The organism is Thermomonospora echinospora (genome assembly GCF_900108175.1).
Classification (GTDB): Bacteria; Actinomycetota; Actinomycetes; order Streptosporangiales; family Streptosporangiaceae; genus Thermomonospora; species Thermomonospora echinospora.
In genome coordinates this window covers 152,279-179,165 of sequence record NZ_FNVO01000006.1, presented here as the reverse complement: position 1 = coordinate 179,165, position 26,887 = coordinate 152,279, and the positions used below count along the sequence as shown (strand labels likewise).

21 protein-coding genes are annotated in these 26,887 nt (G+C 73.0%); 13 read left to right on the top strand and 8 right to left on the bottom strand.

Going from position 1 to position 26,887, the window contains the following annotated elements; translation table 11 throughout:
- The first annotated feature begins 91 nt into the window (after nucleotides 1-91).
- The 3 genes from C4U03_RS16520 to C4U03_RS16510 all read left to right on the top strand — a co-directional run bounded on the left by C4U03_RS16520 (nucleotide 92) and on the right by C4U03_RS16510 (nucleotide 2,901).
- Nucleotides 92-1,315 (top strand): acyl-CoA dehydrogenase family protein, encoded by a 1,224-nt coding sequence (locus C4U03_RS16520; RefSeq protein ID WP_103938674.1) that lies wholly within the window; start codon nucleotides 92-94, stop codon nucleotides 1,313-1,315.
- An 87-nt stretch (nucleotides 1,316-1,402) separates the two neighbouring features.
- Nucleotides 1,403-1,912: a flavin reductase family protein gene (locus C4U03_RS16515; RefSeq protein WP_103938673.1), complete on the top strand. Its 510-nt coding sequence runs from the start codon at nucleotides 1,403-1,405 to the stop codon at nucleotides 1,910-1,912.
- Between the two features lie 41 nt (nucleotides 1,913-1,953).
- Nucleotides 1,954-2,901, top strand: a complete 948-nt coding sequence (locus C4U03_RS16510; RefSeq protein ID WP_103938672.1) for a glycoside hydrolase family protein — start codon at nucleotides 1,954-1,956, stop codon at nucleotides 2,899-2,901.
- On the opposite strand, the gene C4U03_RS16505 is transcribed toward C4U03_RS16510, so the two are convergent.
- Nucleotides 2,853-3,767 (bottom strand): sulfotransferase family protein, encoded by a 915-nt coding sequence (locus tag C4U03_RS16505; RefSeq protein WP_103938671.1) that lies wholly within the window; start codon nucleotides 3,765-3,767, stop codon nucleotides 2,853-2,855. The genes C4U03_RS16510 and C4U03_RS16505 overlap by 49 nt on opposite strands.
- 272 nt (nucleotides 3,768-4,039) lie before the next feature.
- On the opposite strand from C4U03_RS16505, the gene C4U03_RS16500 reads away from it, so the two are divergent.
- Nucleotides 4,040-5,056: an ABC transporter substrate-binding protein gene (locus tag C4U03_RS16500; protein ID WP_103938670.1), complete on the top strand. Its 1,017-nt coding sequence runs from the start codon at nucleotides 4,040-4,042 to the stop codon at nucleotides 5,054-5,056.
- Between the two features lie 117 nt (nucleotides 5,057-5,173).
- Here the strand turns inward: C4U03_RS16500 and C4U03_RS16495 are convergent, their stop codons facing one another.
- A complete protein-coding gene (locus C4U03_RS16495; RefSeq protein WP_103938669.1) occupies nucleotides 5,174-5,833 on the bottom strand; it encodes a response regulator in 660 nt (219 codons plus the stop codon).
- Nucleotides 5,830-7,056, bottom strand: coding sequence for a sensor histidine kinase (locus C4U03_RS16490; protein WP_103938668.1), 1,227 nt, complete (start codon nucleotides 7,054-7,056; stop codon nucleotides 5,830-5,832). The genes C4U03_RS16495 and C4U03_RS16490 overlap by 4 nt, the downstream gene beginning before the upstream one ends.
- A 133-nt stretch (nucleotides 7,057-7,189) precedes the next feature.
- Between C4U03_RS16490 and C4U03_RS16485 the strand changes: the two genes are divergently transcribed.
- The 5 genes from C4U03_RS16485 (at nucleotide 7,190) to C4U03_RS16465 (ending at nucleotide 11,846) form a co-directional block, all read left to right on the top strand.
- Nucleotides 7,190-8,098 carry an ABC transporter ATP-binding protein gene (locus C4U03_RS16485; RefSeq protein ID WP_103938667.1) on the top strand — a complete coding sequence of 303 codons (909 nt, stop codon included), beginning with the start codon at nucleotides 7,190-7,192 and terminating at the stop codon, nucleotides 8,096-8,098.
- Complete coding sequence (locus C4U03_RS16480) at nucleotides 8,095-8,934, top strand: ABC transporter permease (protein WP_103938666.1); 840 nt, start codon at nucleotides 8,095-8,097, stop codon at nucleotides 8,932-8,934. Before C4U03_RS16485 ends, C4U03_RS16480 begins: the two co-directional genes overlap by 4 nt.
- Before the next feature lie 161 nt (nucleotides 8,935-9,095).
- On the top strand, nucleotides 9,096-9,716 hold the full coding sequence (locus tag C4U03_RS16475) for an HNH endonuclease family protein (RefSeq protein WP_103938665.1): 621 nt from the start codon (nucleotides 9,096-9,098) through the stop codon (nucleotides 9,714-9,716).
- A 139-nt stretch (nucleotides 9,717-9,855) separates the two neighbouring features.
- The gene (locus C4U03_RS16470) at nucleotides 9,856-10,410 is read left to right on the top strand and encodes an ABC transporter ATP-binding protein (protein ID WP_235017910.1); all 555 of its coding nucleotides are present in this window, start codon (nucleotides 9,856-9,858) and stop codon (nucleotides 10,408-10,410) included.
- On the top strand, nucleotides 10,407-11,846 hold the full coding sequence (locus C4U03_RS16465) for a DUF6297 family protein (protein ID WP_103938663.1): 1,440 nt from the start codon (nucleotides 10,407-10,409) through the stop codon (nucleotides 11,844-11,846). The genes C4U03_RS16470 and C4U03_RS16465 overlap by 4 nt, the downstream gene beginning before the upstream one ends.
- Before the next feature lie 223 nt (nucleotides 11,847-12,069).
- Here the strand turns inward: C4U03_RS16465 and C4U03_RS16460 are convergent, their stop codons facing one another.
- The 3 genes from C4U03_RS16460 to C4U03_RS16450 form a co-directional block, all read right to left on the bottom strand.
- The gene (locus tag C4U03_RS16460; protein ID WP_103938662.1) at nucleotides 12,070-13,512 is read right to left on the bottom strand and encodes a B12-binding domain-containing radical SAM protein; all 1,443 of its coding nucleotides are present in this window, start codon (nucleotides 13,510-13,512) and stop codon (nucleotides 12,070-12,072) included.
- Nucleotides 13,513-13,732: 220 nt separating this feature from the next.
- Nucleotides 13,733-14,716 carry a sensor histidine kinase gene (locus tag C4U03_RS16455; protein ID WP_103938661.1) on the bottom strand — a complete coding sequence of 328 codons (984 nt, stop codon included), beginning with the start codon at nucleotides 14,714-14,716 and terminating at the stop codon, nucleotides 13,733-13,735.
- The gene (locus C4U03_RS16450; protein ID WP_103938660.1) at nucleotides 14,713-15,390 is read right to left on the bottom strand and encodes a response regulator transcription factor; all 678 of its coding nucleotides are present in this window, start codon (nucleotides 15,388-15,390) and stop codon (nucleotides 14,713-14,715) included. The genes C4U03_RS16455 and C4U03_RS16450 overlap by 4 nt, the downstream gene beginning before the upstream one ends.
- Before the next feature lie 106 nt (nucleotides 15,391-15,496).
- Between C4U03_RS16450 and C4U03_RS16445 the strand changes: the two genes are divergently transcribed.
- Genes C4U03_RS16445 through C4U03_RS42505 form a run of 4 tightly spaced genes read left to right on the top strand, consistent with a single transcriptional unit; the run spans nucleotide 15,497 to nucleotide 20,276 of the window.
- Complete coding sequence (locus C4U03_RS16445) at nucleotides 15,497-16,309, top strand: hypothetical protein (RefSeq protein ID WP_103938659.1); 813 nt, start codon at nucleotides 15,497-15,499, stop codon at nucleotides 16,307-16,309.
- Between the two features lie 54 nt (nucleotides 16,310-16,363).
- A complete protein-coding gene (locus C4U03_RS16440; RefSeq protein ID WP_103938658.1) occupies nucleotides 16,364-17,485 on the top strand; it encodes a hypothetical protein in 1,122 nt (373 codons plus the stop codon).
- The gene (locus tag C4U03_RS16435) at nucleotides 17,482-18,951 is read left to right on the top strand and encodes a hypothetical protein (RefSeq protein ID WP_103938657.1); all 1,470 of its coding nucleotides are present in this window, start codon (nucleotides 17,482-17,484) and stop codon (nucleotides 18,949-18,951) included. The genes C4U03_RS16440 and C4U03_RS16435 overlap by 4 nt, the downstream gene beginning before the upstream one ends.
- Nucleotides 18,948-20,276: an AAA domain-containing protein gene (locus tag C4U03_RS42505; RefSeq protein WP_268817508.1), complete on the top strand. Its 1,329-nt coding sequence runs from the start codon at nucleotides 18,948-18,950 to the stop codon at nucleotides 20,274-20,276. The genes C4U03_RS16435 and C4U03_RS42505 overlap by 4 nt, the downstream gene beginning before the upstream one ends.
- 99 nt (nucleotides 20,277-20,375) lie before the next feature.
- Here the strand turns inward: C4U03_RS42505 and C4U03_RS16425 are convergent, their stop codons facing one another.
- Both C4U03_RS16425 and C4U03_RS16420 read right to left on the bottom strand, forming a co-directional pair.
- Nucleotides 20,376-25,883 (bottom strand): SAV_2336 N-terminal domain-related protein, encoded by a 5,508-nt coding sequence (locus C4U03_RS16425; RefSeq protein WP_103938655.1) that lies wholly within the window; start codon nucleotides 25,881-25,883, stop codon nucleotides 20,376-20,378.
- Complete coding sequence (locus tag C4U03_RS16420; protein ID WP_103938654.1) at nucleotides 25,873-26,886, bottom strand: AAA family ATPase; 1,014 nt, start codon at nucleotides 26,884-26,886, stop codon at nucleotides 25,873-25,875. Before C4U03_RS16420 ends, C4U03_RS16425 begins: the two co-directional genes overlap by 11 nt.
- Nucleotide 26,887 lies beyond the last annotated feature (1 nt).

Sequence of the window (26,887 nt, the reverse complement as noted above, 5' to 3'; positions counted from 1 at the left end):
TTCCGCCTCGAAACGAACGGCCGGACGCCTCCCGCCCACCGTGCCCGTCCGGCACGGCGAGCACCCCGCACAGACCCTCATGAGGAGAGCCATGACCACCGCAGAGATCAGCGGGCCGGACTGGTCCACCCGCGAGACGCCCCGCACCCCCGAAGAGTGGATCGCCCGCGCCGGCGAGGTGGCCGCCATCCTGGCCTCGGACGCCGTGGAACGTGACAGGGCCGCCGCCACCCCGTACGCCGAGGTCCGGCTGCTCAAGGACTCCGGGCTGGTCACCCTGCTCGGCCCGGCCGAGCACGGCGGCGGCGGGCAGAACTGGCCGACCGCCTACCGGGTGGTCCGCGAGGTCGCCAAGGCCGACGGCTCCATCGGCCAGCTGCTCGGCTACCACTACCTGTGGAACTGGGCGGCCCGCCTGGTCGGCACCCGCGAGCAGTGGGAGCACGTCGAGGCCGAGGCCGCCCGCAACAGGTGGTTCTTCGGCGGCGCCGTCAACCCCCGCGACGACGACGTGGTGATCCGCGACGAGGGCGACACGCTCGTCTTCAACGGCCGCAAGTCGTTCTCCACCGGCAGCAAGGTCTCGGACGTGACCGTGCTCGAAGGGGTCCTGGAGGGCACCGACAAGCACGTTTTCGCCATCGTCCCGTCCGGCGACCCGGGCCTGACCTTCCACGACGACTGGGACAACATCGGCCAGCGGCTCACCGAGAGCGGCAGCGTCACCATCTCCGACGTGCGGGTGCCGTGGCGCGATGCCGCCGGGTACGTCGACAAGGAGTTCCAGCCGCGCGTCTACAACACCCTCAACGTCCCGACGATCCAGCTGGTGTTCGTCAACTTCTACCTGGGCATCGCCCGGGGGGCGCTGGAGACCGCCATCGCCTACACCCGCAGCCGCACGCGGCCGTGGCTGCACGGCGGCCACGAGCGCGCGGTCGACGAGCCGTACATCATCGACATCTACGGCGACCTCAGCGCCGCGCTGTGGTCCGCCGAGGCGCTGGCCGACCAGGTCGCCGAGGAGGGGCTGTGGTTCCACGAGCACCCCGACGAGGTCACCGAGCGGCTGCGCGGCGAGCACGAGGTGCGGGTGGCGGCGGCCAAGGTCCAGGCCACCGAGGTCGCCCTGGAGGTGGCCGGCCGGATCTTCGAGGCCACGGGCGCCCGGTCCACGACCTCCCGCGAGGGACTGGACCGCTTCTGGCGCAACGTCCGCACCCACACCCTGCACGACCCGGTGGCCTACAAGCGCCGTGAGATCGGGGTCTACCTGCTGCAGGACAAGCTGCCCGAACCCACCTGGTACTCCTGACCCGCCGCGGGGCCGCCTCCGACGCGGCGGCGGCCCCGCGGCGTCCCGTTTCCGACTGCCGGCGGTTCCGCGAAAGGACGTGTGGTGATGACCGAACTGCTGCCCGACCAGGTGATCGACGAGGACCGGTTCCGCCGCGCGCTGGCGCTGCACGCCGCCGGGGTCGTGGTGGTCACCGCGACCTCCGGCGGCGCCCCGGCCGGGCTCACCGCGACCTCCTTCTCCTCGGTGAGCCTGGCCCCGCCGCTGGTGTCGTTCTACGTGGCCCACACCTCCACCACCTGGCCGTCGCTGCGCGCGGCACAGCGGTTCGCGGTGAACATCCTGTCGTCCGGCCAAGCTGACCTCGCGACCCGCTTCGCGCTGCGCGGCGTCGACCGCTTCGCCGCCCCCACCCGCTGGCGCCCGGCCGCCGACGGCACCCCGCTGCTGGAGGGCGTGTGCGCGCACCTGCTGTGCACCCCGCACACCACCATCGACATCGGCGACCACGTGCTGGTCGTCGGCCGGGTGACCGGTGTCGAGGTCCGCGATCCCGGCGACCCCCTGCTCTACCACCGGGGCCGCTTCGGCGACTTCCACCCGCAGACCCCCTGACCGGGGCGGCGGCCGTCGGCAAAATTCTTTAGTATTCATGCATGGTTGATAGAGATCCCGGTCTGCCGTTTCCTCCGCCGCGGCCGGAGCGCTCCCGGCTCGTCGTCGCGCCGCCGCAGGACGCGCCGGGGTACTGGGCGGGCGCGCCGAGCGCCTGCCTGGTGGACGGGACGACCTACCTGGCCTACCGGCTGCGCCGGCCGATCGGGGCGGGCCGCGGGTACGCGGTGGTGGTGGCCCGGTCCCAGGACGGCGAGCGGTTCGAGACCCTCGCGGTCATCGACAAGGACCGGATGTCGGCCGAGTCGCTGGAGCGCCCCGCGCTGGTGGTGACCGAGGACGGGGCCTTCCGGCTGTACGTCAGCTGCGCCACGCCCGGTACCAAGCACTGGCGGGTGGAGGTGCTGGAGGCCGCCGACCCCGCGGCGTTCGACCCGGTGCGCAGCAACGTCGTGCTGCCCGGCAGCCGGCTCGTGGGGGTGAAGGACCCGGTGATCCGCCACGACGGGGACAAGTGGCACCTGTGGGCCTCCTGCCACCCGCTGGCCGACCCCGACGAGGCCGACCAGATGGTCACCGACTACGCCACCAGCGCCAACGGGCTGGAGTGGGTCTGGCAGGGCACCGTGCTGACCGGACGCCCGGGACGCTGGGACGCCCGGGGCGTCCGGGTCTCGACCGTGATCCCGCACGAGGGGCGCACCGTCGCCTTCTACGACGGGCGGGCCAGCGCCGCCGAGAACTACGAGGAGCGCACCGGTGTGGCCGTGGGGCAGGGATACTCGGTGCTGGTCCCGCAGGGGGAGGAGCCCTTGGGGGCCTCCCCCCATGCCGGTGGCGGCCTGCGCTACCTCGACGCGGTACGGGTGCCGGGGGAGGGCTGGCGGGTCTACTACGAGGTGACCCGCGCCGACGGGGCGCACGAGCTGCGCACCGAGTTTCACCCGACCTTGAGCCAGTCGGCGCAGTCCCAGCCGGTGAGCTCCTGAAACAGCGCGATGTCGTCCTCGAAGTAGGGCAGCAGCCGTTCGCGTTGCTCAGGGGCGGGCGGCCGGCGCAGGCGCGGATCCCGCTGGAGCAGGGACAGGAAGGGGCGCCGCGCCGTCTGCCGGACGGCCTCCGGCATGTACCTGCCGAGTGAGGCCCCGCCGCGCAGCAGCACCTGCAACGCCCGGTTGGCGGGGGAGTCGGAGACGTGCCGGGTCACGTTCTCCGCCGGGATCGTGCTGATCAGTCCGGTCTCCACGCCGAGGAATGCGCAGATCCGGTCGAGCGTGGCGCGGGGGGTGTCGCGCACCTCTCGGTAGCGCAGCAGGAGCACCTGCTCGCGGGGGAACAGCTTGAACAGGTGCTGGAGTTGTTCCCCGTACCTGCCCAGGCCGGTGTAGCGCCAGAAGGCCGCCCACCCGGCCCGCACCCGCTGCTCCTCGGCGGCGCACGCCTCGACCACGTCGCCGATCGGCTCCAGCCCCGCCGACCACAGGTGCGCCCAGTTGGAGTGGGCGCGCTCCACCGGGTCCCGCAGCACCGCGATCAGCCGGACGTCGGGGATCAGCCGCCGGATCCTGAGCTGCGCCTCAAGGTCATGCAGGTAGAAGGGGGTGCTCTCGCCGCACAGCGCGCCCGGGGGAGCGCCGTCGAAGAGGGCTTCGTAGTCGGCCCGCCGCCAGACGTGCTCCCGGTAGGTCTGCGCGTCGCCGGGACCGCCCCGGGTGGGCGGCGGCCCGTCCGTCAGGAAGAACTTGGGCTCCTTGACCGGCGACATGAACAGCCGCGGATGCCGGGCCAGCCCGCTGTGCAACGCCGTCGTGCCCGCCTTGGGCGCGCCGATGACCAGGACGTCGGGCAACGCCATGCCCACCTCCATTTTTAGGCAAAACCTACCTATAATATAGGTATTATGAGGCGATCTCACCAGTCCGCTGCGGAGTCGGCGGTCCTGGGCGTAGCCTTCCGCACAGCGGGCCGTGTGATGCCCGCGGCCGGTGGACGACATGGCATGAATCCGGTAATAATCTACTTTTCTGGTCTGTTTTCCTCTCTGATGTGCCGTGCTGGCCGCGCAGGTCCCGAGCGAAGGGAACGGGTGATGGAGGAGCGCGATCATCTCGGTCCGGAGCGGCCGTGATGGGCCGGTACGCCTGCTGTCCGGCGCCCACCGTGACGGCCGTCGCCGCACGGGCGGGCTTCCTCGCGGCGGAGTTCGGCCCGGACGGACCGCCGGTCCCCACGCCGCGGGATCCGGTGCCGTGGGGTCCGGGCGGCCACCCCGGACCGGGGACGGCGGGACTGATCCAGGAGAGCGGGAACGTTCCAGCTCTGCGGGCCCGCGCGCACGGCGCCCCCACCCGGCTGGTGGCGATCTCCTGGGCGGACGAGTACCAGGCCGTGCTGGCCCGCCCGGACTCGGGCATCGGCGGCCCGGCCGACCTCGCCGGCCGCACCGTCGGCGTGCCCGGCTCACCGGGACGCCGGGCGGGCCTGGCGGGCGTGACGGCCCTGCGCGGCTTCGACCGCGCACTGCGCCTGGCCGGACTCGGCCTGGACGACGTGCGCGTACGGACGCTCCCGGACCGTACCGGCGACGGGCTCGGCGTGGAGGACGAACCCGGCGTCGATGACCACGGACCGGCCGCCGCCGCGCTCGCCGACGGAACGGTCGACGCGATCTGGGTCAGGGGGACCGCAGGACTCGCGGTGCGGCGCGCGCTGCGGGCGGTCGAGGTCGCCGCACTCGGCGACCACCCGGACCCGTTCATCCGCGTCAACAACGGGACGCCGCGCGCCCTCACGGTGCACGCCGCCCTGCTGGCCGACCAGCCCGAACTGGTGGCCCGCCACCTGGCGGCACTGCTGCGCGCGGCGCGCTGGACCCGGGCGGGAGGCGCCGAGGTGGCCCAGGTCATGGCCGCGGAGACCGGCGACCCCGCCTACGTCCACCGGCCGCGCACCGACTTCGCCCCCGACCTGACCGGCGAGCACCTGGCCGTGCTCGCCGCCCAGAGCGCCTTCCTGGAACTGCACGGCTTCATCAACGCCCACGTCGACCTGGGCTGCTGGACGGACCCCCGCCCGCTGCAACGAGCCTGGGAACTGGCCGCCGACCCCTTCCCCATGCCGGACCGGTGCCGAACGGGAACCTGACCCGTCCCACCCGCCGGCCCGCGCGTGGCCGACGGCGTCAGGGGCGGCCCGCCACGACCAGGGACGGGCGAAGTCTTCTGCACGTGGCCACCGGCGGGCGCGTGGTGCGGTGACGGCTCACTGGGGCGGTGCCACCAGGCCCGTCTCGTAGGCGATGATCACCAGTTGTACCCGGTCGCGGGCATCGAGCTTGGCGAGCAGCCGGGTCAGGTAGGTCTTGGCGGTGGCGACGCTGATGCACAGCTCCCCGGCGATCTCGGCGTTGGACAGACCCCTGCCGACCAGGGTCAGCACCTCGCGTTCCCGGTCGGTGACGGCGTCGAGCCGGGCCCGTCGCGCCGGCGCCGGTGCGGGGCGGCCGGCGAAGTCCTTGATGAGCCGGCGGGTGACGCCGGGGGCGAGCAGGGCGTCCCCGGCGGCGACGATCCGCACCGCGGCGAGGATGTCCTCCAGGGCCATGTCCTTGACGAGGAAGCCGGACGCCCCGGCGCGCAGCGCCCCGTAGACGTGGTCGTCGTCATCGAAGGTCGTCAGGACGACGACGCGCGTGGCGCCGGTGCCCGTGGTGATCCGCCGGGTGGCCTCGATACCGTCCATGCCGGGCATCCGGAGGTCCATCACCACGACGTCGGGGGCGAGTTCCTCGGTCAGCCGGACCGCTTCGGCGCCGTTGCCGGCCTCGCCCACGACCTCCACGTCGGCGGCGTCGGTGATGACCATCTGCAGGGCGGCGCGGACGAGGGGCTGGTCGTCGGCGAGTACGACGCGGACGGTCATCGGGCCCCGGCCTTCGCTTCCGGCTCAGGCGCCGCCGCTTCCGGCAGGGGGAGCCGGGCCGTGACCAGGAAGCCGCCCTGGGGCTGCGGGCCTGCGGTGAAGTCGCCGTGCAGGAGTGCGACCCGCTCGCGCATACCGGCCAGCCCGTATCCGGTGTCCGTGCCGGTGCCGCCGCCCCTTCCGTGGTCGCGGACCTCGATGACGAGCGCGTCCTCGCGGTGGCCGATGCTCACGCGGCAGGAGCCGGCACCCGAGTGCCGTACGACATTGGTCACCGACTCCTGGACGATCCGGAAGGCCGCCAGGTCGATGTCCGGAGGCAGCGGACGGTGCCTGCCCTCCCAGTGCACCTCCACGCGGACACCGGCGGCCGTGGTCGTCGCGGCGAGCCGTGCCACGTCCGCCAGGCCGGTGGTCGGGTGCGGAGGCGTTCGCCGCCCGTCCTGGTCGGCCTCGCGCAGCGCGCCGAGCATCCGCCGCAGCCCGGACAGCGTCTCACGGCCCGTTCTCTCCACGGTGAGCATGGCCTCGCGGGCCCGGGCCGGCTGGGTTTCCATGACCCGGGCGGCGGCGCCGGCCTGTAGGGCGATGATGCCGATGCTGTGGGCGACCGTGTCGTGCATCTCGCGGGCGATGCGCAGCCGCTCGGCGGTGACGGCCTGGGCGGCGGCCTGGGCGTGCAGTTCCTCGGTGTGGACGCGGGCCTGGGCCACCGAGTTGCCGATGAGCCAGGCGATGACCACGGTCAGGGACACGTACGGCTCCGGGGCGGTGCCCGAGCCGTACCCCGTGACCTCTCTGAGGACGAAACAACCGGCGAGCACCCCGAGCGCCCCGGCGGCTGCGGCGAGCGAGTCGCGCCGGGGCCGGGTGGCCGCGACGTAGCAGAGGGCGACATCCACTCCCAGGAACTGCAGGGGCGGGATCTCGTCCTGGCGCCAGGCCAGCGTTGAGACGACCGTGCCGGCCACCAGCAGGCCGTAGGCCGGCAGCGTCCTGCGGCGCAGCAGTGCGCTGCCGGCCAGGACCATCACAAAGGCGCAGGCGAGCAGTGCCTTGGCCGTGAAGGAGTCCAGGCCGTCACGGGGATAGTCGAGCGAGTAACGGTGCCGCGGCGGCATCAGGACGTACTGGACGATGGGCTCCACCGCCGCCGTGAACCACGCCAGCGCCGCCCATAGGCCCGGCGGTATCCGTTTGAGCAGGGGCGGTGAAGCGGACATGCCGCGATCGTAACCACGTGTCCGCAGACCGGTCGTCGGCCTGAGGCTGTACAACCGGGGTCGACACCCGCGCCCGGCGATTGTCGGCGGTGGTCCGACGACGAACGGGGCCGCCCACCGGCACCGTTGGCCCATGATTGAAGTCAGCGGACTCACCAAGCGCTACGGCGGCACGACGGCCGTCAAGGACCTGACCTTCACCGTGCGCCCCGGCCAGGTGACCGGGTTCCTCGGGCCGAACGGCGCCGGTAAGAGCACCACCCTGCGGCTGATCCTCGGCCTGCACGAGCCCACCGGCGGCACGGTCACCGTCGACGGCCGTCCCTTCCGGGACCGTCCTCGCGGTCTGCGTCATGTCGGCTCGCTGCTCGACGCGCACGACGTGCACGGCGGGCGTACGGCGGCGGCGCATCTGTTCGCGCTGGCCCGAAGCAACCGCATCCCGCGGAGCCGGGTGGGGGAGGTGCTGCGGGAGGTCGGTCTCGCCGAGGTGGCCCGGCGCCGCATCGGCGGATTCTCCCTCGGCATGAAGCAGCGGCTGGGCATCGCCGCCGCCCTGCTCGGCGACCCGCCGGTGCTGCTGTTCGACGAACCGCTCAACGGCCTGGACCCCGGTGGCGTGAAGTGGGTGCGCGACCTGTTCCGGCGGCTGGCCGACGAGGGGCGCACCGTGTTCGTCTCCAGCCATCTGATGTCGGAGATGGAGCACACCGCCGACCAGTTGATCGTCATCGGCCGCGGTGAGCTGATCGCGGCCGAGAGCCTCGCGGAGTTCTCGGCGCGCGGCACCCGGCAGAACGTCACCGTGGGAACGCCCGCCGCCGTCGTCCTCGCGGACCTGCTGACGGCCGAGGGAGCGGCCGTGCGCGCGGAGGGCGAACTGCTCACCGTGACCGGCCTGACCGCGGCCCGAATCGGTGAGATCGCCCTGGAGCACCGCATCCCGCTGCGCCACCTCGACACCCGATCCGCCTCGCTGGAGGAGGCGTTCATGGAACTCACCGCCGACAGCGCCCAGTACCTCGCAGGAGGGTCCCGATGACCGCTCAACTCGCCGGTGAGCTCCGCGTCACCGAGCCCCGTGCCCGCTTCCGCGACCTGGCCGCCGCCGAGTGGATCAAGCTCCGGTCGCTGCGCTCGACCTGGATCGCCTACGGAGTCACCGCGCTGACCGTCATCGCGATCAACGTGGGCACCGCCTACGACACCTACAACCACTGGAGGGAACAGGGCGCCGCCGACCGGGCCGCCTTCGTCCGCGACGGGATCCCGCTGCAGGAGGCCTTCACCATCAACGCCGCCGCCATCATGGCGCTCGCCCTCGGCGTCCTCGGCGCCCTCATGATCATCGGCGAGTACGCCACCGGCGGCATCCGCACGACGTTCGCGGCCGTCCCGGCCCGCCGTTCGGTGATGGCGGCCAAGGCGGTCGTCCTCACGGTGTTCACGACCGTTTTCGGCGCGTTCGTCGTGGGCATCTCCTTCGGTCTGACCCAGGCGATCCTGGGCAGCCGGGGCGTGGGCGTCTCCATCGGTCACCCGGGCGCCCTGCGCGTCGTCCTCGCCTCCACCCTCCTGGCGCCGGTGTGCGCGCTCGCCGGCCTGGCGCTGGGCACCGTCATCCGGCAGACCGCGCCGACCATGGTCGCCTCGGCGCTGGTCGTCATCGTGCTGCCCACGATCATCACCGACGGCCGCCACTGGTCGGCGGTCGTCGGCCACGCCCTGCCCTTCCAGGCGTGGCTCCGGCTGGTGACGGTCGACCCCGCCCCGACCCGCTTCCCCTGGACGACCGGCGGAGCCTGGACCGTCTACGCGGTGTGGACCCTGGCCGCAGCCGCGCTCGCCATCATCGCCGTCCACCGGCGCGACCAATGAGCCGAGCCGTGGCACCCGGGCGATTGTTGCTGATTCGCATCAGTTAAGACCGATTTATTCCTTATGTCACTGTGTGGGGTGATCTTCGATCTGTCGCCCTCCCGGCCCGCTCAGGGCCCCCGCTTCCCTGACCGGGGTGGCGGCAGAAGGGTTCCCCGCCGATGCGACGACTGCTGTCCGCAGGCGCCCTGGCCGTGGTCCTCACCATCGTCCTGGCCCCCGCGGCGTCCGCGACGCCCCCGAACATCCCGTCCGCCTCGACCGCCGCCTCCCGCCTGGCCGCCCTGACCGTACGGGCCGAGTCCAACCACTCCTCCTACAACCGCGACCTGTTCCCGCACTGGATCACCATCTCCGGCACCTGCAACACCCGCGAGACCGTTCTCAAGCGCGACGGCTCCGGCGTGGTCACCGACTCCGGTTGCGCCGCGACCTCCGGCTCCTGGTACTCCCCGTACGACGGCGCCACCTGGCGCGCCGCCTCCGACGTCGACATCGACCACATGGTCCCGCTGGCCGAGGCCTGGTCGTCCGGCGCTTACGCCTGGACGACCTCCCAGCGCCAGTCCTACGCCAACGACCTCGGCGGTCCCGAACTGTGGGCCGTCACCGACAACGTCAACCAGGCCAAGGGCGACAAGGACCCGGCCGAGTGGCAGCCCCCGCTGGCCTCCTTCCGCTGCACCTACGCCCGAGCCTGGATCCAGGTGAAGTGGTACTGGAACCTCTCGGTCGACTCCGCCGAGAAGTCCGCCCTCACCGCCATGCTCAACACCTGCTGATCCCCGCGCGTCCCGCCGACCGGCCGCCGTTCCGCCCCCATTGACGGCGGCCGCGTCGTAGGGTCGGAGAATGGCGGAAATGGTCGTTGACGCCCGGGATGTAGGGGTCGAGCTGGGTGGCGGCCGGGTTTTTGCCGGCGTGGGGCTTCGGGTGGACCGGGGCGACATCGTGGCCGTGGTCGGGGAGAACGGGGCGGGCAAGTCGACGTTGCTGCGGTGCCTGGCGGGGCTTCAGCCCGGGGTGTCGGGACAGGTCGTCGTCTTCGCCCGGCCTCCGGCGGACGAGCCGGGGTTCTGGCGCGACGTCGCTCTCGTGGGAGACGAGCCGGCGTGGTATCCGGGGCTGACGGTGCGCGAGCATCTGGAGCTGATGCCCGCGGTGCACGGCGCGGCGCGGATGGGGGTCGACGCGGCGCTGGAGACGTTCGGCCTGGCCGGGCAGGGTGACAGGGCGCCGCTGGCGCTGTCGACGGGTCAGCGACAGCGGCTGTTGCTGGCCATGGCGCTGATCCGGCCGAGCCGGTTGCTGCTGCTGGACGAGCCCGAACGCGGGCTCGACCCGGCGTTCCGGGAGCGGCTGGCGGCGAGCCTGTGCGAGTACGCGGAGGAAGGCGGCACAGTGGTGATGGCAACGCACGACCTGCAACTCGCGGAGTCCACCCGCGCCCGTCGGCTGACGTTGCAGACCTCATGAAGACCTGGACGGATCGGTACTGCACCGCGTTCGGGATCGCCGTGGCGCTGGTGCTGCTGGCCCCGGCGCTGGACGAGGTACTGGCCGGCCTCACGAGACAGGTCGATCCGTCCCGGATGGGCGCGGGCGTCGCCCTGGCCGCACTGGCCTACGCGGGCTACCTCGTGCTGGCCCGCACGTTCGGTCCCGTCGCCGTCTCGGCCGCCGACGCGGCATGGCTGCTGCTCTCGCCGCTGCCCCGTCGCGGGGTGCTCAGGAAGACGGTCGGGATCCTGCTCGCGGTCGCGCTGCTGACCGGGCTGGCCCTGGGCGTGGGGCTGCTGTCCGCCCTCGGCGCCCCCGACCCGTTCATGGTGCGGCTGCTCACCGCGGGCGTGCTGGGGATCTCGGCGACCACCGGCGGGATGGCGGTGGCGGTGCTGGCGCAGGCCTCCCAGTCCTGGGACACATGGCTGCTGGCAATGATCATCGCCGTGGTGGTGCTGGCCGTGCTCGCGGCGGTGCTGGGCGGCGGTCCGTGGCGGCCGCTGCTGTCCGCCGTCGCCGGGGCGCCCGCCTGCGTGGGCTCGGCCGTCGCGGTCGTGGCGGCCACCGCGACCGCCGTGCTGGTGCGGCTGGCGTGGGCGGCGCTCGAACGCGTCCCCGCGCGCAGCATCCTGGCCGCCTCCACGCGTACCGGGCAGGTGGTCACCGCGACGGTCCTGCTGGACCCCGGCACGCTGACCTGGATCGCCGAGGACGAGCACTGGCGCCGTCGCCGCCTGCGATCACGGCCGCTGCCGCGGCGGCTCCCCGCCCCGCTGGCGCCGGCCTGGCCCGACTGGCGCCGAGCGGCCCGGCGTCCGGGCCGCTCGGCGCTGCTGCTGGCGAGTGCCGCACTGCCCGCCCTGGCCGCACGGGCCGGGGGCGGTCTCACCCCGGTCGTCCTGACCGTGCTGGCCGCCGGAGCGCTCATCACCGCCGCGGCCTGCACGGCGGGGGTGCGCCGCGACAGGAACGACCCGAGCCTGGCGCGGCTGTCCGGCATCGGCGCCCGGCCCGCATTGGCGGCACGCGCGCTGCTGCCCGCGCTGGCAGGCGGCGGCTGGCTCGCCCTCGCGCTGACCGGGCTCGTCGCAACCGGAGCCCTGAGCGCCGGCCCGTGGTGGCTGTTCGGCCTGGTGGCCGCACCCGCTCTGGCCGTCGGCGCCCTGCGGATGGCACGGCGTGGCCCGGTGGACCATTCGCTTCCGCCCATCCCCACCCCCTTCGGCGTCATGTTCACCGGTCCGGTCCTCTGGGCCCTGACCGGCGCTGACCTGGCCGCACTCGGCTGCGCACCCGCCTTGATGGCCCTGGGCGCCCAGCCCCCCGACCTCGGCTCCTACCTGCTCGCCCAAGCATTGACCGGGACGGGCGTGGCGGCGGTATTCCTGCTCCGCCGGAGATCTCACTGAGCCACCGGACCGAGGCCACCGCCGAGACCGCTCTCTGCTGCTCGGTCATGGGCGAGCGACCGAGGTGACGGCCGAGCCGGGGCGCTGAGACCGGGCACGCTGCGGGCGGCGTCGTGGGGGACGAGGCGGGCCGGTCCTGCGGTAGGTTCCGCCTCGACATCGCCAAGCGCGCCGGTATCAGCTACACCCGGCACCTGACCACGACCACCGCGGCCCGGGCGCCTCAGGCCCGCTCCGGCTGACGCCGTTCCGTATCCGCCGTCGCGACGGACGGCAGGAGCCGACCTGAGGTGTCCGGCCTTCGGGAGCGGAGGCCGCCGGCGAGGACCGTTTCCAGGACGGGCAGGGCGCGGGTGGCCTGTCTGGCCCGGATGATGAGATCCCAGGCGGGTTCGAACTTCTTCCAGCCGCCCGCGTAGGCGGCGTGGCGGGCTTTGCCCGCCAGGGTGGGTTTGGTGGCGGCACCGCGCAGGATCGAGCCCCAGCGGTAGAAGTCGCGGTAGGCGCGCCAGTAGCCGTCTTCAAGCTGGCGGGCGGTCATCCGGGCGGGCTTGAAGACGACGGTACGGGTGTCGTAGCGGTCCCAGTCGGAGTGCAGGAGCCGGCCGGCCTTGGCCATCCGGTCGTAGAGCCGGGTGCCGGGGTAGGGCGTGAGGATGTGGAAGGTCGCGGTCTCCACGCCGTGGCCGATCGCCCACTCGACGGTGCGGTCGAACACGCTCGGGTCGTCGTGGTCCATGCCGAAGACGAAGCTGCCGTTGACCATCACCCCGTGGTCGTGCAGCCGCCGGATCACCGCGCCGTAGTCCCGGTCGATGTTCTGCCACTTGCGCTGCTCGGCGAGGTTGCCGGCGTTGACCGTCTCGAAGCCGACGAACAGGCTGCGCAGCCCGGACTCGACGGCCTTCTCCAGCAGCCCGGGACGCAGCACCGCCTGCACCGTTCCGGCCGCCTGCCACAGCCGTCCCATCCCGCGCATCCCGTCGAACAGGGCGGTGGCGAAGCGGGCGTTGCCGAACAGGTGGTCGTCCAGGAAGTACAGGTGACGCCCGGGCAGCCGGTCGATCTCGGCCAGCGCCGCGTCCACGGTCTGGGTGTAGAACGACTTGCCGCCCTCGAAGAACGCCTCCTTGTAGCAGAAGTCGCACACGTGCGGGCAGCCGCGCGAGACCACGATCGAGTTCGGCACCAGATACCGGTGCCGCTCGATCAGGTCACGGCGGATCGGGGGCAGCCCGGCCAGGGTGCGTTCGGTGGAGTCGTACCGGGGCGCCGGCTGCCCGGCGCGCAGGTCGGCCAGGAAACGCGGCCAGGTGTCCTCGCCCGGCCCGCAGAAGATCGTGTCGGCGTGCTGGGCGGCCTCCTCCGGCAGCGAGGTTACGTGCAGGCCGCCCAGGCAGACGTGGGCGCCCTTGGCCCGGTAGTGGTCGGCCAGCTCGTACGCCCGGCGCGCGGAGGTGATGTAGACCTGGATCACCACCAGGTCGGGTTCGTCGGAGGTGTCCACCCGCTGCACGTGCTCGTCGGTGATGGTCACCTCGTCGCCGGGGTCCAGATAGCCCGCCAGGGTGGCCAGCCCGAGCGGCGGGAACAGCGAGTACTTGATCGGGCGGAAGAACGGGGACGTGGCCTCGGTCAGCGCGGGCAAGATCATTTTTACCTGCATGGGCTCCTCCAGGTCGTTCCATGACTTGGATACCGCCCGGCCGTTCGCCGATGGCGGGGGCCGGGTGCGGGTTGTGTGAAGAGCCTGTGAAGGCCGGTCCGCGTCCGGGACGAGGGTCGCGGCGGGGGCGAGGGTTGCGGGGCGAGGCCGCCCCGCCGGTGCCGGCGAGGCGGCTCGTGCCCGGGGTGGGCGTTCCGGTCGGGGCGGTGGGTGCCGCCGGTCAGCCCGTGGCCGGGATGAGCGCCCGGATCCGGCAGCCGCGCGCCGCGTCGACCACCTCGATGCGCCCGCCGTGCAGGTCCACCGCCCAGCGGGCGATCGCCAAACCAAGGCCGGTGCCGCCGTCGGAGCCGTGGTCGCCGCGGGAGAAACGCTCGAACACCCGGTCCCGTTCACCCGGCGGGATGCCCGGCCCGTCGTCGGCGACCTCCAGGACCAGACCGGCGCGTGAGGCCCGCGCGGTGACCGTGACGGTGCCCCGGCCGTGCCGGGCGGCGTTGTCCAGCAGGTTGGCCACGACCTGGTGCAGCCGGTCCCGGTCGGCCCGTACGGTCAGGCCGGGCGGGGCCTCGACGGTGAAACGGACCTGAGGGTGCGCGGTCCGCGCCTGGTCCACCGCGTCCGACAGGAACGGCCGGACGGCGAACGGGGAGCGGTGCAATGGCTCACCGCCCCCGTCCACGCGGGACAGGTCGAGCAGCTGTGCGACCAGGCGCCCGAGCCGCTCGGTCTGGTCCAGCGCGACCTGCAGCGTCTCCCGCCGGACCGGCGTCACCCCGTCGGCGATGTTCTCCAGCTGGGCGTGCAGGGCGCTGATCGGCGTCCGCAGCTCGTGGGAGACGTTGGCGATGAAGTCGCGTCGCCGCCGGTCCACCTCGGCCAGATCATCGGCCATGGCGTTGAAGGCGCGGGCGAGGTCGCCGACCTCGTCGCGGGAACTCGCCCGTACCCGCCGGTCGTAACGCCCCCGCGCCATCTCCCGGGCCACCGCGGTCATATCGCGCAGCGGCGACGTCATGCCGTGGGCCAGGACCTGGGTGACCACGAGGGAGAGCAGCACGGCGAACGGGAAGGCGTGCCGCCCCCGGATGCCCGTCTCCAGCGCCTCCTTGAGGACCAGGGCGGTGACGCAGGTGCTGGCCACCACCAGCAGGCCCAGCTTGAGCTTGATCGAACGGAGCGGATCGAGCGGACGAGGGATCACCGCGGCACCTCCAGCGCGTACCCGACGCCGTGCACGGTCCGGATGACCCCGGCGCCGAGTTTGCGGCGCAACGCCTTCACATGACTGTCGACCGTGCGCGTCCCGGAACCGTCTGCCCAGTCCCAGATCCGTTCCAGGAGCTGCGCGCGGGAGAACACGGTGCCGGGAGCGCCCGCCAGGAACGCCAGCAGCTCGAACTCCGTCGGCGTCAGATGCACCTCGGCCCCGTCACGACGGACCCGGTGCGCCGCCGGGTCCACCTCCAGGCCGCCGAGCCGGACCACCCCGGACGGTTCGGCCCGCAGGCGCTCGACCCGCCGCAGCAGCGCACGCACCCGTGCCACCAGCACCCGCATGCTGAACGGCTTGGTGAGGTAGTCGTCGGCGCCGACGCCCAGCCCGACCAGCTCGTCGATCTCGTCGCCGCGGGCGGTGAGCATCAGCACCGGCACGGGCCGCTCGGCCTGGATCCGCCGGCAGACCTCCAGCCCGTCGATGCCGGGCAGCATGACGTCGAGGACCACCAGATCCGGCGGGCACCTGCGGAACGACTCGATGGCGCCGGGCCCGTCGGCGGCGATCACGGCGTCGAAGCCCTCCGCCCGCAGCCGTTCGGCCACCGCGTCGGCGATGGCCGGCTCGTCCTCCACGACGAGAATGCGGTGATTGGACACGCCGCCACTCTAAAAGCCCGTTGATCGGGCACGCCGCCGCAACCGTTCCCCAGTCGCCGTCTCTGGAGAACTCTGGAAAACCCTGGAGATCTGTTAGCGTTCGGTCGTGCAGGACGATCTGGAGGCGCTGGAGGACCGGATCGCGCGGTTGCGCCGTTCGGTGCGCGCCGCCATGAGGCGTCGGGACTCGGCCCGGGTCAAGGAGTTGCGGGCCGAGCTGCGCAGGGTCGAGCGGGCCTGGGACGAGCTGGCCGACGCCCTGGAACGAGACGAACGGCAGCAGCCGTCCGCGCCGGAGCCCGCCCGCCCGCCGGGGCCGCTGGTGCCGGCGCGGGAGCATGTGCACCAGGTCCTCACCCTGCTCGGCGTCCCGGCCGCGCCCAAGCTGATCGGGGCGGTGCACCGGGCGTTCTTCCCCGGCGAACTGCCCGCCTCCCGGCTGGCCAGCCTGCGGCGGGACGAGGAGCGCTCGTTCCGCTCGTCCCCGGGCGCCCGGCCGTACTACCTGTGCCCGGCGCTGACCTCCGACCTGCTCGCACCCGCCAGGGGCCTCGTCACGGTGAGCTCCTGGCCGCTGGAGCACAGGATCATCGGCCCGCTCAGCCCCCGGGTGGACTTCCTGAGAGCCGCGGTCGCGGTCGCGGACGCCGCGCAGCGGGGGCTGCACGAGACGCCCGACACCGAACGCCTACTGCGCAGCTTCGCCGTCAGCATCCCCGGGGCGACCCCCCGCGGGACCGGACCGATCGACCCCGGCCTGCTCACCCGCGCGGCCGAGGCGGAGATCGCCGTGCACCTCGACGCCGACCGGCAGGCCCGTGCCGCCGCCGCCGACCGCGCCCGCCGCCGGCTCGACGAGACGGAACGGCTGTTCGGGACAAAGCTACGGGCGATCCCCGGGAAAACGGCCCAGGGCTGACAGATGCGCGCGTCATACTTCCGTACCGACTCGACAATCACTTAGGTCACTACCGTGGACTCACTCAACACCCGGCTGGCCGCCCTGCGGGGCGGGACGTCACCGGTCGGCTTCTCCGCCCGCACCATCGCCGGTCTCAACGAGAACCCCGGCTGTGCGCGCCGCGCCCTGCTGGACGCCTCCGGAGCCGACAAGGACCGGATCGGCGCCCGCGTCGGCTTCCCGGGCCGCTTCGGGCAGTCCCCGTTCGCGCTGGCCCGCGGCCGGGTGTTCGAGGAGCAGATCAAGGCCAACGGCGCCGCGCAGCTGCTGCGACTGCTGCGCGAGAAGCTGGGCCTGACCATCGAGGAGGCCGCCTACCTGCCGCTGGAGGACGTGGGCGACAACACCGGCCGCGAGCTGCGCGCCCGCCACACCACCGCCCAGTTGCTGCGCGCCGCCCGCGAGGGCGACGACGCGGGGACGCTGTTCGACCACCCGATGCTGCGGCTGCGCGTCGCCGGATGCACCGCCTACCTGGAGCCGGACCTGGTCGCCTTCCAGGTCGGCGGCCGGTTCCACGTGGTGGAGATCAAGTCGTTCGCGGTCATCGACGGCCAGGTGGACGGCGAGCAGGTAACAGCCGCCGCCCGGCAGGCCGCCGTGTACGTGCTGGCACTGCGGGAGCTGCTGGCCGACCACGGCCTGGACCCCGAGACCGTCTCGCACGAGGTCCTGCTGGTCACCCCGGCCGACTTCACCAACCGGCCGGTCGTGTCGCTGATCGACGTGCGCAAGCAGCTCGCCGCCGTCCGCCGGGTACTGGCCCGGATGAGCCGCGTCGAGACCCTGCTGGACGCGCTGCCCGAGGGCGTGTCGTTCGACCTGGCCCCCGACGACGACGGCGACCCCACCCGCGACCCGGCCGAGCTGGCCGCCGCTCTCCACCAGATCCCGGCCCGCTACCGGCCGGGCTGCCGGGCGCACTGCGAGCTGGCCGCATTCTGCCGCGACGAGGCCCGCTGCGCCGACTCCCTCGACGTGTTCGGCCCCGCGGTCGGCGGGATGCTCGGCGGCGTCGACACCGTCTGTGCCGCGCTGGGCCTGGCCGAGGGAACGCGTGCGCCCGCCGAGGACGAGGCCGAGATCGCACGGGCGCTCCGGCACGCCGAGACGCTGCGGAGCGGCCTGGGATGAGCGGCCTGCTGACCGTGCTGGAGAAGATGCACGCCGCGCGTACCGGGTACGCCCGGCCGCTGCGCAGGTTCCGGCACCACCATCTGGTGGACGAGCCGCTGGTCATCGTCCCGCTCAAGCTCGCCGGCGAAGCCGCCGCCCCGCTGGGCTGCGCGGTGGGCACCGATCCGGACGAGCCGGTGCTGCTCACCGTGCCGCAGCCGCGCAACCGTGACCTGCAGCACGCCTTCTTCACCGACCTGGCGCACGTCGTGCTCGGCTACGTCGCGGCCCGGCAGGGGGAGACCGAGGAGGTCGTCCCGCGCGGCGGCGAGCCCCGGCTGCGGTACGCCGACGCCCCGCAGATCCTCGTGCCCAACCGGCCCGCGCTGGACCACCTCGGCCTGACGGGGCGGCTGACCCGGTTCCAGGAGACCGAGGACGACGTGCCGCTGCTGGGGCGCTGGCTGACGTTCTTCGCCGACCGGGCCGAGTATCCCGGGTCCTCGCTGGCGCTCGCGCTCACCGACCTGCTCACCGCCCAGTGGGCGACCGGCCAGAGCGATCTGGAGGACGCCAACCTGGCGATGCTGCTGGCCTGGATCTGCCCGCCCGAGGGGACCACCGGGGCCGCCGCGGCGCAGGTCGCCGAGAACCCGCTGGACTTCCCGCCCGCCGGCCCCGCCACCGACCCCGACTTCGACGGCCTCGTCCTGCAGCCCGCCGTCCAGGGCTACGACCGCGCCGTGGACGCCGGCGACCCGGTGGCGGCGGCCCGCGCCGAGGCCAAGGTCCGCGAGGCCGTCACCTCGCAGCTCATGCCGACCTGGCGGCTGATGTGGAAGGGGCTGCGGCGGCTGCGCGAGCTGCCCGAGGCGGCCGGCTGCGAGCAGCGCTGGGCGGCCGACCGCGACCGCTTCACCCGGCACGTCGACCGCATCGCCGAGGGCGGCCCTCCGCAGCCCCGCCATGACCACGCCGTCGCCGCGGCCGCCCGGCTGGCCACCCTGGAACGTGCCCAGAGCCGCTTCGAGGCTCAGCAGGCCGTCGACGACCCGTTCGTCCTGGCCGAGCTGCGCACCACGGGGGAGGCGTTCGGCGGCACCGTCGTCGCCGGCGAACCCGACCGCACCGAGGTCACCGCCAAGGGCCGCACCGTGCTGCGCCCCCGCCTGACCGTGCGCACCGAGGACCCGGTCCGCGTGGACGACGACCAGGCCTACGTGTGCCCTGACCGGCCCAAGCAGAACGTGCGGATCCGCGAAATCGCCGAGGACGAATCCGGGTGCCTGCTGGTGCTGGACGTCGTCTCCGGCATGGGCACCGTCAAGAAACCCGTCCCCATCCCGGAGCCGGGCGAGACCGTCCGCTACACGAGGGTCCCCCCGCAGTGGGGCGGCCAGGACTTCCCCGCCCCGGAGGAGACCCCATGGACGCACGGCGGCCCGCCGCCGGGGTCCGAAGAACCCCAGGGAGCCGAGCAGTGATCGAGGACCCGTCGGCGGCGTCCCAGCAGGCCGTCGAGTCGGTGCTGGCCGACATGGCCCGCGCCGGCGACGGCGACCGCGGCGTGGTCGTCGACTCCCCGCCCGGCGCCGGCAAGACCACCCTGGTGGTGCGGGCCGCCCGCGCCCTCACCGAGTCGGGCGAGACCACGATGATCATCGCCCAGACCAACAATCAGGTCGACGACCTCATCGAACGCCTCGCCGCCGAACTCCCCGACGTCCCCCTGGGCCGGCTGTCCGCCGAGGCCTACACCCCGCCCGACGGCGTGAACCGGCTGGCCAATGTCGCCGTCGACACCGGGATCGACGGCCTGGGCGAGTGCCGCATCGTCCTCGGCACCGCCGCCAAGTGGGCCCGCGTCCGCGACCACCACCGCCGCTGGGCCATCGTGGACGAGGCCTACCAGATGAGGTCCGACGCGCTGCTGCTGGTGGCGCACCTGTTCGACCGCGGCCTGTTCGTCGGCGACCCCGGTCAGCTCGACCCGTTCACCGTCGTGGAGACCGCCCGCTGGACGGGGCTGTCCTATGACCCCCGCCTGAACGCCATCGACGTCCTGCTGGCCCACAACGAGGAACTGCCGACCCACCGTCTCCCGGTCTCCTGGCGCCTTCCGGCGTCGGCGGCTCCGCTGGTGTCACGGGCGTTCTACCCGTTCACCGGCTTCCAGGCGGGCACCTCCGAGGGCACGCGCCGCCTGGAGTTCACCACCCGGGGGCTGCGTTCCCCACTGGACGACACTCTGGAGACGGCCCGCCGGGCGGGCTGGGCGCTGCACGAACTCCCCGCCCGCCACACGTTGCGGACCGACCCCCAGGCCGCCGAGGCCGCCGCCGGCCTGGCCGCCCGCCTCCTGACCCGAGGCGCTGTCGCGGTGTGCGAACGCCACCCCGACGGCCGTCCCATCGGCCCCGGCGACATCGCCATCGGCGTGGCCCACCGGGACCAGGCCGACCAGATCCGCCGCGCCCTGGCGGCTCTCGGCGTCCCCGGCATCACCGTCGACACCGCCAACCGCCTCCAGGGCCGCGAGTTCGAGGTGGTCGTCGTCGTCCACCCCCTGTCCGGCCGCCGCGACGCCACCGCCTTCCACCTGGAGGCCGGCCGCCTGTGCGTGCTGACCTCCCGCCACCGCCAGGCCTGCATCGTCGTGGCGCGGGCGGGCATCACCGACCTGCTGGACGCCTACCCCTCCACCGACCCCATCCACCTGAACGTCCCCGTCAAGTTCCCCGACGGCTGGGAGGCCCACCAGGCCGTCCTCACCCAACTCACCGCCCACCGCGTCTCCGCCCCCGACTGACCCGCCCCCGGCTGCTGTAATCGGTTCGGCCCGTGCTCCGCCGGGACAGGCCGGCGGGCGGCATGTTCCCGAGACCGGCGCGACACCGGTCGCTCTCGTTCACGGCCTCGGCGAGGCGGCTGCTCGTGTCGCGAGCCAGATGAACGGCTCCAGCACGTTCAGGGGATTGATGTCACCGCGGATTGCGAGCCCGCTGCTCTCGGTGGCCACCGTGTTCTGGTAGTCGGCCTCGTCGAAGCGCGCCGAGGAGTCGAGGTGGAAGCCGATGGACGAGGTGGTGAAATAGCGGACCCTGTCGGAGTGGAACCATCTGCGGATGGTCTGGACCAGCGGGCCGGCGCTCGGTACGGACGACACCTGGCACAGGTCGAGGAAGAGGTCCTCGGACCGATCGTCGGGAACGTAGGGGAAGGGGTGCCGGTCAAGGGCGAAGGCCAGATGCCCCCGCGTGCCGGCGGTGCGGAAGACCCTCGGGTCATCGAACTTGGTCGTGCAGACGGCCAGCGAGTGCGGTAGGCGGTGGCCGGCGGAGCCGCCCGCTGCGACGTGCAGCATGAGCCCGGTCACCACGGCGTTGAAGTGGGAGAAATCGTCGTGGTCGTCCCTGGTGGGGTCGAAGAGGTAGACGATTCCGTCGCACTCCGCCAAGCGGTCGACCAGGTCGTCCGCACGCGATGTCAGGGCGTTCGGGGAGTACGACAGGCCCGGCGGTTCGAGCGATTCAAGACGAATGTCCATCGGGATCCGCTCCCGGGAGCGCCACAGTCGCCGGCGGACCGGAAGTTCCAGGACTCCCCGAAGCAGGTAGTGGTGCTCCCGGACCGCTGTCTGTGCGCTGGGAAAGAGCCGGCGGGTCGTCAATTCATGGAGGTGCGTCGTCAGCAGGTCGTTGGACACGGCATCGGTCCCCATGAGCCGCCAGTCGGCGCTGCGGACGGCGGCGACTCCGAGCGCGGTCAGGAAGGTCGTCCTACCACTGCCGGGAGGCCCCCACACGGCGATGCGGCAGGTCTTCACCGGTGGTTCGGCGGCGGGCCGCCGAGGCGGCGGGGGAGCGGGGGCGAACCACTGCTCGGGGATGTCCGTGACCTCAAGTGGTGCCGAGGCGTCCTCGGTGCGGGCGGACCGCCGAATGAGGATCGCATCGGCCAGCCGCCGCATGTCTCCGGCGTTGATGAGATGCGGTTCCCGCTCGCCGCAGACCGTTTCGACGGCTCTCACCAGGGCCGGACGGAACTCCGCATCGCCGTGCAGGCCGTGTTCGGCCAAACGGATGAACGCTATCTCCGTCAGTTCCTTGCTCGTATAGTCCGGGAAGGGCAGGACAGCGACTCTGCTGCGGAGCCCGGGATGGGAGACCAGGAAGTCCTCCATCCCGCGCTGCGACCCCGCGAAGATCAGCACCAGGCGCCCGCGGTCGTTCTCCATCCGGGTGAGCAGAGTGCGCAACGCTTCGTCGCCCCAGGGGGGCATGTCGGCCAACCGGTGGGCGTCGTCGACGAACAGTACGCCGTCCAGCGCCCGATCGACGACCTCGTTCGTTCTGCCGACGGTCTGCCCCACGAATGGTTCGATCAGGTCGCTTACCGCGACCTCCACGACATGGCCGCGGCGCAGCAGGCCCGACTCCCGCAGGATCTCCCCGAGCAGGCGTGCCGTCATGCTCTTGCCCGTTCCAGGGTTGCCGACGAAGGCGAAATGCCGCAGGCCGGGCGAACCCGGGCTCCTGTTCCGTACCTGCCACAGGCTCGTCAGATGTTCCTGCAGGGACTCCTTCACCGAGGTCAGGCCGGGCACCTCCATCAGCCGCCGCCACGCGTCGGCCGTCTGCCGGCGACCGTCCGTGCCGAGCACCTCGGCGACCTGCGGGTAGTGCCGTGCCGCCTGGACCACGATGGCGCGCCTGCCACCGTGATAGCCGGGCGGGGAGAGCCGGTCGAGGCGCCGGATGAACTCCGGATCGTCCTGGACGACGGCGGCGATGAGCGCGTGGACCAGTTGCGGGGGCGTCGGCGACCCCCAGAACGTCCCTGGCGAAGGTGGATGGAGGTCGGCCAGCCAGTGCGCCGTCCGCACCGTGTCGATGGGCTGATCGGAAAGTTCCGGCATGCCGGACAGCAGCGAGACCGCATCGTTCTCATCCACCGGTGTGCACAGCGCGGTGAGTGCGAGGAGCCGGTCCGTCACCCTCGCCGACACCAGGAGGCCGGCGGCCATGGCACCGGCGCGTGCGTGCGCCCGTTCCGCCTGCAGCAGGCCGGACCTGACGTCACCGTCCGGCAGCAGTGTCTCCAGCGCGGCCGTGTGCAGGGCGAGCGCATTGCCGTATGCGGGATCGCTGAGATCGGGCACCGCCCTTACCGGCGAAGGAGGGGCGAGGCCGAGCGCGTCGGCCATATCGGTGAGGGCCTCCCTGAACGCCCTCTCCCGGCCGGCGAGGCCGTTCTCCAGATCGGGCAGGTGCAGATGCAAAGAAGTCGGGCCATGACGTGCCTGGAGGCGACCCCACCAATGGCCGGGCGTGCGGGCCAACAGCAGGAGCCGGGCTCTGGCCGGATCCAGCCGGGCGATCCGGTTCGCCAGGCCCATGGCCTGTTCGGGACGGCTCTCCGCGTAGTCGAGGATCACCAGCCAGGGCTTGCGGCCGGGACCGCGGAGCGGGGTCCGGCCGTCGGGGGCGTGGTACTCGACGAGCCAGCCGCGAGTTTCCAAAAGCGCGGCCAGTTCCAGTGCGAGCCGGGTCTTTCCCTGACCGCCGGGTCCGGTGACCAGGGCGATTCGTGTCGACCCGTCTTCCTCGCACCAGCGTTCCAGCAGGGCGAGTTCCTCCTTGCGCCCCCGGAACCGCACGGTCCGGGCCTGTGCAAGCAACAAACTCGACACCCGGTACGTGTCGGAGCGATGCGGGGAGCCACCAGGCAGGACGCCCGCCGGACGGCTGAAGGCCACGAGCGTCATCACCTCACTGGCGTGGCCAGTGATGGGCTCGCCGACCTGAACGCCGGTGGCCGGGTCCCAGAGGCGGATGGTGCCGTCGTCACCGCTGCTGGCCAGCAGGGCCCGGTCGGCGTTGGTGAAGGCCGCCAGCGCCGTAACGGCCCCTGCATGGCCGGTGAGGGGTCCACCGACCTGAACGCCGGTGGCCGGGTCCCAGAGGCGGATGACACCGTCGCCGCCGCTGCTGGCCAGCAGGGTCCGGCCGGAGTCCATGAACGCCGTCAGCATGGTCACGGCGCCGATGTGGCCGATCAACGTCGTGTGCACGGGGAAACCGGTGGCCGGGTCCCAGAAGTGGATGGTGCCGTTCTCGTCGGCGCTGGCCAGCAGAGTCCGGTCGGCGTCGGTGAAGGCCGCCAGCGCCGTAACGGCCCCTGCATGGCCGGTGAGGGGTCCACCGATCTGGTCGCCGGTGGTCGGGTCCCAGAGGCGGATGGTGCCGTCGTAGCCGCTGCTGGCCAGCAGGGTCCGGCCGTCGTGGGGGAAGGCCGCCACTGCGCGCACCCATCCGGTGTGGCCGGTGAGCGGTTCGCCGACGGGGTCGCCGGTGGCCGGGTCCCACAGCCGGACCGTGCGGTCGTGGCCGCCGCTGGCCAGCAGTACCCGGCCATGGTCGGCGCGGAACGAGGTCACCACCGCGACGGTGCCGGTGTGGCCGGTGAGCGGTTCGCCGACGGGGTCGCCGGTGGTCGGGTCCCACAGGCGGATGGTGCCGTCGTACCCCCCGCTGGCCAGCAGTGTCCGCGCGTCCGGAGCGCGGAACGCGGTCACGGAGAACACCCAGCTGGTGTGGCCGGTGAGCGGTTCGCCGACGGGGTCGCCAGTGGTCGGGTCCCACAGGCGCACCGTGCGGTCACGGCCGCCGCTGGCCAGCAGGTGTCCCACCCCGATCCGGGAATCTGCGGCCGTCCGGTCGGGATCGGGCGGCCGGGCGACGGGCCGTTCCGCGATGTCCTCGGCGCCGGCATCGTCCGCTTCAGCCCTCCGAGACGCCTTCGCCGCGGTACCGGCGACGTCCTGTGGCGACCGTGGCGGGTCGTCGATGACAGGGATGGCGGTGTGGTTGAGGAAGCGCAGCGCCTCCTCATCGACCAGGGCGAAGGGCTGGTCCGCCGAGGACAGGGAGCGGTCCCCGGTGCCCTGGGCGACCCGCATGAGCGCCCGGAAGGTCTCGGCCGCCGAACCCGCCCTGGCCTGGACCTCCGCGGAGATCTCGGCGAGTACCTCGGCCGTGGCCAGGGACTCCGGGCGCGGCAGCGTCTCCAGCAGCGCGGTGCGCGCGCCGTCCACGAAGTCGTAGGCGCCCTGCTCACCGTCGACGGGGCGCAGCAGGCCGCTCAGCAGTACCTCGGCCAGATCGCTCGGCCCCGAACCGGGCAGGATGCGCTGCTGGACGAGCCGCATCACCGGCAGTACGGGCACGGACACCGCGAGGTGCGCGGCGAGTTCGGCCGCGGCCGGAGACGCCGCCTCCTGGAAACGCAGCACCTGCTCCCGGACGGGCAGGTCGTGCTCGGCGGAGACCGGCTCGGCCCGGGGGAGGACGCGGCCGCCCACATAGGTGATCGCGGTGGCCCTGCCCTCCCCGCCCGTCGCGGTCACCAGGCGGGCCCAGTCGGCCAGCCACTCCGGCGACAGCTCCAGCACCGGCACCCGGACGGCCCCGGGCGGGACGCGCTCCCTGCTCTCGTATGGGCTGAAGCGCAACGTCGTGTTGGGCGCGCCCGGTCGGACCGCGGTGGCTAGGCCGGGCACGACGGGTGCGGCGGTGCGGCGCCACAGCCGTTCGGGGAGAGGCTGCAGGATCGCCGTCGGCCCGCGGGTCGCCCACAGGTGCAGCGCCCCTCCGGCGCGTCCGTCCCACCAGTGCGGCCCGGAACAGTCGCTGAGCACGAGCACCACCCGGCGTCCCGCCGGGTCGACCAGCGACGCCGGAGCGGCGGCCGGGGACCGGGGGGAGGACCGTACCCCGACGGTGTCGCCGAGGTCGGCGAACAGCCGCAGCCGCACGTCCCGGAACGCGCCGACCCGCACCAGCGCCTCGTGCAGCTCCCGCACGAGGGGCCGCCAGACCCGCATTGCCGGGCCGGTGTCCACGACCAGCGCGAGGCTCAGCCAGCGCTCGGGCGAGGGTGCCATGACCGGAATCCACGGGCGCGCCTGCGGCCGGTCGGCGGCACGGGCCGCGGTGGCCTCCTCGTCGAGGATCCGGTGGCGGTGGGAGGGGACCCGGAGCTTGAGCGGCCGCAGAGCCCGCTGGATCGCCAGGGGATTGCGCAGCATCGGCGCCGTCGGCACGAGCACGCCGCCGGCGTCCGTGCCCTCCTCCACGGAGGCCGGCGGGGTGTGCAGGGCGAGCCGGTCAGGGGCGGACACGGGGACCGGGGTGGGTTCGTCCGGATCGGGATCGGCACGTCCTGCCGGGCCGCCGGGCCGGTGACCGTGGCCCGCCGGCTCGGCGGGCGGTTCCGCGGACGGCTCGGCCGGCGGTCCGGTCGGCGGTCCGGCGGGCGGCAGCCGGGCGGCCAGCCAGAGCATTTCGGCGATCTCCCGCGCGGTGACGGGCGGCCCGATCGCGTTGAGGACGTCGCGCAGGCGCTCAACCGTCATCGCGGGTGGTCTCCGTGCTCAGGTGGGGCATCACCTGGTCGGCCAGTTCGAGGAGGTCCTGCGGCCGTTCGTCCAGCACGGCGTGGTGGCACAGGTAGACGGCGTTGAGCAACTGGTCGTTGGCGAGCATACCGCGGTCGCGGCGCTCCAGGAAGTGCTCGATGAGCCGCCGGGCCTGTGCCGGCAGCCCGCCGTCGTCGCCGATCACGCCGCCGAGATGCTCGGCGACGATCGCGCCGAGCTCTTCGGCGCCGGCCGGCTGTTTCAGCTCGACGCTCACGCAGCGGCGCAGGAAGGCCGGCGGGAACTCCCGTTCGCCATTGCTCGTCATGATCACCAGCGGGAAGGCGTGGCAGGTGACCATCCCGTCGCGGATCTCCACCCGGTCGGTGGTGCGGTCGGCGGTCATCACCCGAGCGGTGCGGTCCGCCCGCCGGGCCAGCTCGACGATCTCGTACGAGCCCTTCTCGAAGATGGTCAGCAGATCGTTGGGCAGGTCGATGTCGCTCTTGTCGATCTCGTCGACGAGCAGCACCCGCGGCCGCTGGTACGGCAGCAGCGCGGTGCCGAGCGGGCCGAGCCGGATGTAGTCGCCGATGTCGTCGGATCCGCCCGGGTCCTTCGTCCGCCCGGCCGCGTACAGCCGGGTCAGCGGGTCGTACTGGTAGAGGCCGTCGCGCAGGGTCACCCGGCTGGTCATCGGCCAGTGCAGCACCGGGCCGAGCTTGAGTTCGTGCGCCACCGCATAGGCGAGAGTCGACTTGCCGGTGCCCGGCGGGCCGGTCACCAGCAGCGGTCGGCGCAGGTAGAGGGCGGCGTTGACATGCCGGACCGCCGCTTCGCTGGGATGGTAGCTGCGCGCGTCGTGCCCGTTGCCCGAGTCCCCGGTCGGCGTGGGCAGCACGGGCGCTCCGTCGAACGTCCGCCACGGTGGCGGATCGGGAAGGCGGGTGATGCCGTCGTGCGGCCTCCGGCTGCCGGTGTAGACGTGCCAGTCCGACATC

Excerpts from the sequence above, each read along its gene's own strand:
- C4U03_RS16520 (WP_103938674.1), top strand. The coding sequence starts at position 92 with ATGACCACCGCAGAGATCAGCGGGCCGGACTGGTCCACCCGCGAGACG.
- C4U03_RS16515 (WP_103938673.1), top strand. The coding sequence starts at position 1,403 with ATGACCGAACTGCTGCCCGACCAGGTGATCGACGAGGACCGGTTCCGC.
- C4U03_RS16510 (WP_103938672.1), top strand. The coding sequence starts at position 1,954 with ATGGTTGATAGAGATCCCGGTCTGCCGTTTCCTCCGCCGCGGCCGGAG.
- C4U03_RS16505 (WP_103938671.1), bottom strand. The coding sequence starts at position 3,767 with ATGGCGTTGCCCGACGTCCTGGTCATCGGCGCGCCCAAGGCGGGCACG.
- C4U03_RS16500 (WP_103938670.1), top strand. The coding sequence starts at position 4,040 with ATGGGCCGGTACGCCTGCTGTCCGGCGCCCACCGTGACGGCCGTCGCC.
- C4U03_RS16495 (WP_103938669.1), bottom strand. The coding sequence starts at position 5,833 with ATGACCGTCCGCGTCGTACTCGCCGACGACCAGCCCCTCGTCCGCGCC.
- C4U03_RS16490 (WP_103938668.1), bottom strand. The coding sequence starts at position 7,056 with ATGTCCGCTTCACCGCCCCTGCTCAAACGGATACCGCCGGGCCTATGG.
- C4U03_RS16485 (WP_103938667.1), top strand. The coding sequence starts at position 7,190 with ATGATTGAAGTCAGCGGACTCACCAAGCGCTACGGCGGCACGACGGCC.
- C4U03_RS16480 (WP_103938666.1), top strand. The coding sequence starts at position 8,095 with ATGACCGCTCAACTCGCCGGTGAGCTCCGCGTCACCGAGCCCCGTGCC.
- C4U03_RS16475 (WP_103938665.1), top strand. The coding sequence starts at position 9,096 with ATGCGACGACTGCTGTCCGCAGGCGCCCTGGCCGTGGTCCTCACCATC.
- C4U03_RS16465 (WP_103938663.1), top strand. The coding sequence starts at position 10,407 with ATGAAGACCTGGACGGATCGGTACTGCACCGCGTTCGGGATCGCCGTG.
- C4U03_RS16460 (WP_103938662.1), bottom strand. The coding sequence starts at position 13,512 with ATGCAGGTAAAAATGATCTTGCCCGCGCTGACCGAGGCCACGTCCCCG.
- C4U03_RS16435 (WP_103938657.1), top strand. The coding sequence starts at position 17,482 with ATGAGCGGCCTGCTGACCGTGCTGGAGAAGATGCACGCCGCGCGTACC.
- C4U03_RS16425 (WP_103938655.1), bottom strand. The coding sequence starts at position 25,883 with ATGACGGTTGAGCGCCTGCGCGACGTCCTCAACGCGATCGGGCCGCCC.
- C4U03_RS16420 (WP_103938654.1), bottom strand. The coding sequence starts at position 26,886 with ATGTCGGACTGGCACGTCTACACCGGCAGCCGGAGGCCGCACGACGGC.